This is a genomic window from Ketobacter sp. MCCC 1A13808, assembly GCF_009746715.1.
GTDB lineage: Bacteria > Pseudomonadota > Gammaproteobacteria > Pseudomonadales > Ketobacteraceae > Ketobacter.
Genome location: NZ_VRKW01000028.1, coordinates 1 through 8,168, shown reverse-complemented (window position 1 = coordinate 8,168; position 8,168 = coordinate 1). Strand labels below are relative to the sequence as shown.

At 45.6% G+C, this 8,168-nt stretch carries 5 protein-coding genes; all 5 read right to left on the bottom strand.

Features of this window, described 5'->3' with window-relative positions:
* The coding region (locus FT643_RS22430; protein ID WP_156873640.1) for a retention module-containing protein at positions 1 to 1,334 on the bottom strand (1,334 nt) is incomplete at its 3' end.
* 99 nt (positions 1,335 to 1,433) lie between these two features.
* On the bottom strand, positions 1,434 to 2,099 hold the full coding sequence (locus tag FT643_RS22425; protein WP_156873639.1) for a response regulator transcription factor: 666 nt from the start codon (positions 2,097 to 2,099) through the stop codon (positions 1,434 to 1,436).
* Positions 2,099 to 3,493: an HlyD family type I secretion periplasmic adaptor subunit gene (locus FT643_RS22420; protein ID WP_156873638.1), complete on the bottom strand. Its 1,395-nt coding sequence runs from the start codon at positions 3,491 to 3,493 to the stop codon at positions 2,099 to 2,101. The genes FT643_RS22425 and FT643_RS22420 overlap by 1 nt, the downstream gene beginning before the upstream one ends.
* Positions 3,493 to 5,616: a type I secretion system permease/ATPase gene (locus FT643_RS22415; RefSeq protein ID WP_156873637.1), complete on the bottom strand. Its 2,124-nt coding sequence runs from the start codon at positions 5,614 to 5,616 to the stop codon at positions 3,493 to 3,495. The genes FT643_RS22420 and FT643_RS22415 overlap by 1 nt, the downstream gene beginning before the upstream one ends.
* Before the next feature lie 82 nt (positions 5,617 to 5,698).
* Entirely contained in the window at positions 5,699 to 7,492 is a 1,794-nt protein-coding gene (locus FT643_RS22410; RefSeq protein WP_198043817.1) for a TolC family outer membrane protein, read from the bottom strand.
* Positions 7,493 to 8,168: the final 676 nt, after the last annotated feature.

Here is an 8,168-nt window from a genome sequence, read left to right as displayed (position 1 = left end):
GAGTAAGATACGATCGATGCCGATGCGGAACTATCTCCTGCATAAACGTTATTATTCGTGACTACATCAACGGTTCCTGAGGTATCGCCCGCTGCGATGTTGATCACTTCGCCATTACTCAGAGTAACCGTCATCGCCGTATCGGCTGGGTTATCCAGCATAGCCGTGTAGGTAATCGTGCCACCTTCACTAACCGTGTCAGTCGCTGACAATGTCAGGTTCGATTCATCCGCATCGTCATTAATCGTTGTGGATGCCGAAGCGTTATCGACGACCAGGTTCTCGAAGTTGCCACCGCTGGTAGAAGCTATCGTGGCCGAAGCCGTATCGCCACCAGCATAGACATCGTCGCTCGCGACAACATCGACGGTGCCGGATATTGCTCCTGCAGCGATGCTAATTACTTGCCCACTACTCAAAGTAACGGTCATCGCAGTACCAGCTGGATTATCTAGCGTGGCCGTATAGGTAATCGTGCCACCTTCGCTAACCGTGTCAGTCGCCGACAGTGTAAGATTGGTTTCATCTGCATCGTCATTGATCGTAGTTATTGCCGGGGTAGCATCTACAACCAAATTATCAAAGTTTCCGCCGCTGGTGGAGGTGATCGTAACTGACGCGCTATCACCTCCGATAAAAGCATCGTCGCTCGCGACAACATCAACGGTACCGGACGTATCACCCGCCGCGATGATGATCACCTCACCATTACTCAATATAACCGTCATTACAGTGTCGGCAGGATTGTCCAACGTTGCTGTATAGGTGATCGTGCCGCCTTCAATTACAGTATCAGTTGCAGACAAGCTTATGTTCGTTACATCAGAATCTTGGGGGATACTGTTACCAGCATCCAAACCGGTCGCTCTATCTTCAGAAATGCCGTCTAAATTTACTAGTTCAATATCAGCAAATTGGGGCACTTCATTTTCAAAAGGCGTTAAGTCTTCCGTGATTCTTGCCAGGCGTACAAAGCTATGCCCCTCACTTGTGGCAGATCCGCCAGCCGCAGTTTCTTCCAGAACCTCATTAAGATCTATTCCGCTCTCAAGAGCCTCAAGCAATGCGGTGACATCCTCGTCCTCGAGAGATTCCTCCTGAACATTAACATCGCTACTGGCGAGCAGCTCATTAGTCAGTGTCACCTCGACTAAACCATCAAAGATAAGCGAGCTTCCATCGGCCATCTTAAGGTCTACAAAAGCGTTATCCTCAGTGACAATAACTTCGCCTTCGTATAGTACGTCGCCGGGGCTAAGTGCTCTCAACTCACCTAATTCATTTCGAGCAAACGCTTTACCAGTTACCGCAACAACCGTAGCAATGGGGTTCATGTACACATCCTAAATCACATAGAAGAAAATAAAATTAGCTTATTTTAAAGCCTAGTAGACAACTGAAATTTCGGTATTGTACTTAAGGACAGTTGCCTATCAGGCGCTCTCAGAGGAAGACGAGGAGGTAGAGGAACTTAAAGAAGGGAGATCATTGATTTTCAAAGCTAATTCCACTCGATTTCTAACACCAATCTTATCGAATATTGAACTGATATGGGCCTTAACTGTGCGCTCTGTAATATTTAGTTTTTCCGAAATCTCAGCGTTGGTCGCTCCCATAGCGACACCTTTAGCGACCATCGACTCTCGTGCGCTGAGGCCCGAAATCGGATTAGGAAAAGAGGGATCCTGTTTAGACTTTTCGCCTTGTGGTTGATTGCTATCGATACCCGCTAAAATCCGTTTTAGTACCTTGTTGCCAACCCAAACTCCACCGTGCTCCACAACAACGACCATTTCCCGTAACCGTAGTGATCCGGAATGGGCATGACCATAACCGCGGGCACCGAGCTTAATGACAGATAAGGCCTCGACTTCGTTGGGCATGGAATTAAGTACAATCACTTTTTTACTACTACTCAAAACAACATTTAGCCAATTTCTTTTTTCATCTATCGACAATGAACTGATATCGACCAACACAATTTCGTTCTCAAAAGCATCAATGCTTTTAGGCAACCCTTTCAAAAGACGTGCGCCTGGAAATGCGTTCTCCCAATCGCTTAACAACTTGTTTGAAGTACTTAAAAATAAAGGCGTCATCACCGTTCCGTTAACGCATATTGCTTAGCTCTAAGCAATGGCTTCAGTATGTAGGTAAGAATGGTTTTCTTGCCAGTCATGATATCGACAGAGGCTACCATACCAGGAATAATGGGCTTTCCCTCTCCCAGGTCGGACTCCGTAGTTCTAACCTGAACAACATAGAATGGATTTCCATTGTCGTCCATTACCGTATCTACCCCTATATGCTCTATCTGGGCTTCCAATCCCCCATACACAACAAAATCATACGCCGTAAATTTTACATTTGCTTTCTGTTCCGGCCGTAAAAAAGCAATATCCTGAGGCTTTATGCGGGCCTCCAACAATAAAGTGTCATCCAAGGGAATGATCTCTACCACCTCCTTTCCGGGGAGAACGACACCCCCTATAGTATTGTAGAACAAACGTTTAACAGTACCGCGAACCGGTGATCGAACGGATGTTTGATTGACTCTATCGCTGAGGCCTAAACTTGATTTCCCTAATGCATTAAGCCTAGCCATGGTAAGTGATAGATCTTCACGAATCTCATTTTTAAAATTGAGTTCAACTTCCAGAATTTTTTGTCTTGCTTCCAACTTAGCGGATATAAGCCTGTTTATTTGAGCGAGCGCCTGATCACGCTCACCCATCATATTAGCAACGTCTCTTTCCAGCCGCAGAATTTCAACTTCAGACACTGCTCCGGATTCCACTAAGGGTTTGGTCACCTCCAGTTCCCTGGACGAGAGTTTCAACGCCTTCTCTGCCTGATCTCGATGAGACCTCGCCTCAACGAGTTCCTGCTCTCGTTGCTCTATTTGCTGAACGGCAATTTCCTTCAACACCTCCAGCTCCTTCAGGCTGGAATGATATAAAATAGTTTCCTGATTCACCAAATCCGGAGCTTCTTCCATAAGCTCGTCTGAAATTTTGAAATCCGTACCTTCTGCTAACGCCTCAAGACGAACTGACTTCGCTTTTAATGCCAACCATTCGGCCCGGCTTTCCTGAAAGTTCGAAACAAAGCGGGTCGCGTCCAGTTTCACAATCAGTTGGTTTTTCTCAACCACCTGCCCCTCTCTTACTTTGATATCGGTTATCACACCGCCATCAAGAGACTGCAGAATCTGAACCTTTTGAGAAGGTATAACCTTACCCTCGCCTCTAGTAACCTGATCGATCTCCGCATAAGCGGACCAAACAATAATTGCCACAATGGATATACAAATCACATAAAAAATGAGGCGGGTTTTTATCGGATTTTGCGCGACCCTCGCTTTATCTGCATTTTCTTCCCAGCCCAATACGTCGGATTGCTCTTCCGTCGTATCAAGGGCGTTCAGCATGCCCTCCAATTTGCCTTTGGCTGAAACTCGGGGATTGCGCCCGCTTTCATTGTCGTCCTTCATCACGAAGCCTTACCTATGCGGCCTTCTCGGAGTGCTTCAGCAACACTGTCACGAGGTCCATCTGCCACGACTTTTCCGCTGTCAATAACCAGTATTCGATCGACCAAATTGAGTATTGACGTTCTGTGTGTTGAAATTAGTAGTGACCTTCCTTTCCCATAAGCCTTTAACTTTCGAGTAACCCATGTCTCTGTGGAATGATCCATAGATCCCGTGGGTTCATCCAAAAGTAGAATTTGCGGATCATGTATCACCGACCTCGCTAGGGCGACTGATTTGCGCTGACCACCGGATAACGATTCACCCCGCTCGCCAATCAACATATCAAACCCCTTCGGGTGCGTATTAATAAAATCCGATAAGTGAGCAAATTCAGCTGCTCTGATTATTGCTTCGTCATCCGCTTGTGGATGCGCCAAAACAATATTTTCTCTCAGGCTTCCATAGAACAATGTGACATCTTGTGCGACATACCCGACCTGTTGCCGTAACTCAGCCAGATCTAATTGTCGGATATCGATACCATCGATTAAAATAGAACCTTCACTCGGTTGATACATCCCGATAACCAGCTTTTTAAGCGTACTTTTTCCTGATCCGATTCGACCCAGAACAGCAACATGCTCGCCAGGTTCAATTATGAAACTCACATTTTTGAGGGAAGGTGTATCATTGCCAGGATAGGTAAACGTCACATTTTTGAATTCAATCTTGCCTTGAAACTTTTGCCGGTGGATGAATCGAGCATTTTCAGGACGCTCGATAGGTGTATGCATGATTTCATTTAATGAATGATAGGCTGTTTTAGCGTTGTGGAACTGCGCAAGCAAACCTGCGATGGCTCCAAGAGGCGACATCGCTCGTCCCGTCAACATAGAGCAGGCAATCAGCCCTCCCATTGACAGTTCCCCCTCACTAATAAGATAGACGCCGGAGATAATCACCGCGATTGTAACGGATTGCTGAGCCCACATAACCAGATTCATGTTGAAAGATGCCAGGGTTCGTAACTGAATCGACACCCTCGCCAAAAACGATGCTGAATGTTCCCATCGCTTTTGCATAATACTCTCGGCAGCCATCGCTTTGACCGTATCCAGGCCCACCAGGCTCTCAATTAAAGTGGAATTTCTCAACGCACTTGCGCGGTAAGTGGTTTCAGTTAGCTCCTGCATTTTACCCTGAGTAGTTAAGGCAAATAATATGACGAAAAGTACACCTGCCAATACCGGAATCGCCATCGGACCTGCGATCCAGAAGATCAGCCCAATAAATATAAACGTGAACGGTAGATCAATGACCGCAGTAATAGTCGCTGATGTTATAAAATCCCGAATCGTTTCAAATGAACGTAGATTTGCAGCAAAAGAACCTGCGGAAACAGGCCTCAACTCCATTCTTATTCCCAGCACTCTCTCCATAATGTCAGCCGACAGCTGAATATCGATCCGTTTGTTTGCCAGGTCCAGATAGTAGCCCCGGATAGTACGCAACATCGCGTCAGCAAAAACGACGATAATCACACCCACTGCCAGCGTCCATAATGTCTCCAGAGCTGCGTTCGGAATGACACGGTCGTAAACATTCATTGTGAATAAAGGGAGTGCGACAGCCAGCAAATTAATGAAAAATGCCGCCAGCAACACATCGCGATAAAGGTTCGTGTTTTCTTTTAAACTACTCCAGAACCAATGATGTTGCACCTTATGCTGTTTTAATTCCGGGCTGCGCTGATCAAATCGAAATCCGGGTCGAACGAAGATAACTTGACCGATGTATTTTGACTCAAGTTCATCTAATGATATCTCGGCTAAAGCATCTCCTAACTCAGGAAAGATTACTTTTGCATTTCTGTCTGCAGTAACCTCCATAAGCAAACACGCCTGATCGTCTTCCAGGAGTAAAACCGCAGGCAATAGTGACTTATTGATCGAACCAAGCGACTTTTTGAAGATTCTGGAACTCAGACCTAATCGTCTCGCTGAACGAGAAAATAGAGAAGGGTCAAGAATACGATTGCTCAGAGGCAAACCCGCAATCAAAGCTTCGCGTGTGGTCGCTTGCCCATAATAGCTTCCAAGAACCAGTAGACACTCTAATAATGGATCAGTCTGACTGTGCAATTATTTATTTCCCATAACGTAACATCCGTTTATACATAACATCGTTGCAGGTAAAAGAGCCTGTATAAACCGATGCAACATATCAGTTAGTGGATTTTCTCTCTTCCATAATCAATTCTACACGTCGATTCAAAGCCCGCCCCTCTTCCGTCTCGTTCGAAGCAATGCTATCTGTTTCACCGCGACCAACCGTGCTGATGCGACTTTCTGAATCGGCACATTGAGCAATAATCGCCGACTTGACCGACTCAGCCCGGGCTTCGGATAATATTATATTGAAGCTTTCAGAGCCGGTTGAATCGGTATGACCTTCCAACATTGCGAACACATCTGGATGACTACACAAAAACGCAGCTGCCTTAACAATTTCTGCGGTGGTACTGTCATTGAGTATTGCTGATCTATGGTTGAAGTTAACGTCCATCCGCAACCCTTTTCTTGGACGCTCAGTTGGCGAGACCTGGTCGGGCGGTGTAATAATTGAGTTGATATCCAGGTCAAGTGGTTCCATCTGAGGAGCGGACGCAGGACAACGCGCGGCCAGTTCTTCTTCACGTTCCACCTGCAGCTCTTCCTGATCCAGGTCCCGGGTGTTATCCAGTCCTAACGCCTGCAGCAATTTACCCATGCCCGCAAGCGTGCGGATTTGAGCCGCCTGGACTTCACTCTTTCCATTAATCAAATTGCGCTGCGAATCGAAATACTCATTTTCTGAATCGAGTAAATCCAGCAATGTTCGCTTACCTATATCAAACTGTTTTTGATAGGCATTACGAGCACGTGAGATTGCAGTTTCATTACGTTCCAAAAAGGCTATTAATTGGGTAGTGGTTTTAATATCGTTGTAAGCGATAGTCACGATCTGGCGAACTTCACGACACACTCTATCCCTGTTATCTTCTGCTTCAAAAACAAGATTTTTCGACTGTCGTCTACGCGCCCTATCAGATCCACCTCGATACAAGTTATATCCTGCAACCAGCTCGATGGCTTCCTCGTCGTACTGACCATTTACTCCCTGCAAATTATCATCAATTTGCTTACGTAAACGTAAGTCAAATCGTGGCATCATCGGCGCTTTTGTTCCTCTGAAATCCGCTTTCGCAACCCTGATACTTTCAATTGACGCATTTAGGGATGGATTGCTTCCATAAGCCTCTAACAACGTATCTTTCAGATTATCGGGAATGTCTTGTTCCGGTAAGTCCGGAACGTCCAATTTCATTGGCGGCAATATTCCAACTAATCGCAGAAAGCGGGCAGACACATCGTGCAGGTTAGTAATTTCCGTTAACACATTGGCTTCAGCTAACGCTAAGCGAGCGGTGGATTGATCTAAGTCCACACCACGCCCAAAACCGGTTTTTGCACGACTCTCAATGTCGCTATGATAGCGCAGGTGTTGGCGGTAATTGTTCTTTGTCAGTTCCACTAATTTTCTGTACCGCAATATATCCAAATACGCCTGAGCGGTTTCTTCTGCTATATCTTCCGAGATCTGTCGGAATTCATAATATTTCGCTAACTGGAAAAACTTTTGTTTTGCGACGTCCTCTTTTGTAAAAAACCCATCAAACAACATTTGCGTTAATGTTAATCGGTAACTGTTGGTCGTGTAGTTTCGACTTATATTCTGTTGGTTTTCATACCGTTCAGAGCCCACTTCCGCATTGAAGTCCAGCGTTGGCAGAAAGCCACCCTCCGCGGCTCGAAGCCCATCCCCGGAGGCATGAAAGGCATTCCAGGCAGCCTGCACTGACGGATTGTTCATAGCGGCCATATCAACCGCTTCTTTCAGGGTCATGGCATAGGTGGAGCCGGCAATAAAAAACAAGACTGCCAACACCAAAATGTTAGATCGATATAATGTCTGCACTGCTTTTTCCAAATTTAAGATTTAACCGACACTACTTCCCTTGCATCACGCGAGGTTATCGTCAATTTTTCGTCTTCTTTTATAGGTTTAGCCCATAAACTCCGGTTACGCTTGGTTTTCCTTGGTCGCTTTGACCTTTCCATTTCAACAGCTTCCCTTTAACTATAGGAAAGGTGTTTAACTTCTCCATCACTTACCTAACTTTAATTGTCTCTTTGCACGAATTTGCGACCTAAGTAGGTTATTGCTTTCGTTCACAGCCTGGAGATGCAGCACCTTAATGTACGATCGTTTTAGGAAAGTCCAGATTAGGCCTATTACTTTTAGGCGAATCCCAAACAATTGAGTCCCTCTCAAAAAAAATTGAAAAAAAAGCCCGGATCAATTCCGGGCTATCCAACTTGTTTTTGTTGTTATTACGGGAAACGCTTTATGAATAATTCAAAAGCTCATCAAAGCACCCGGCATTGCAACACTTGTATTCAGTGTAGTATCGATTTAACTAATTTCGATCTCGCACAGGGCCGTCTCGCCCCCTCTATGGCCTTATATTGACGTGTATGGACTCCTCCTCTATTGCAAGCACTTTTATCAATAGCGAATAGGTACGACTGCCTACGTGTATCCGGTCTCTTTCATGATGCCGTCTTTGTAGGCATCGGACCCTGATGGGCTA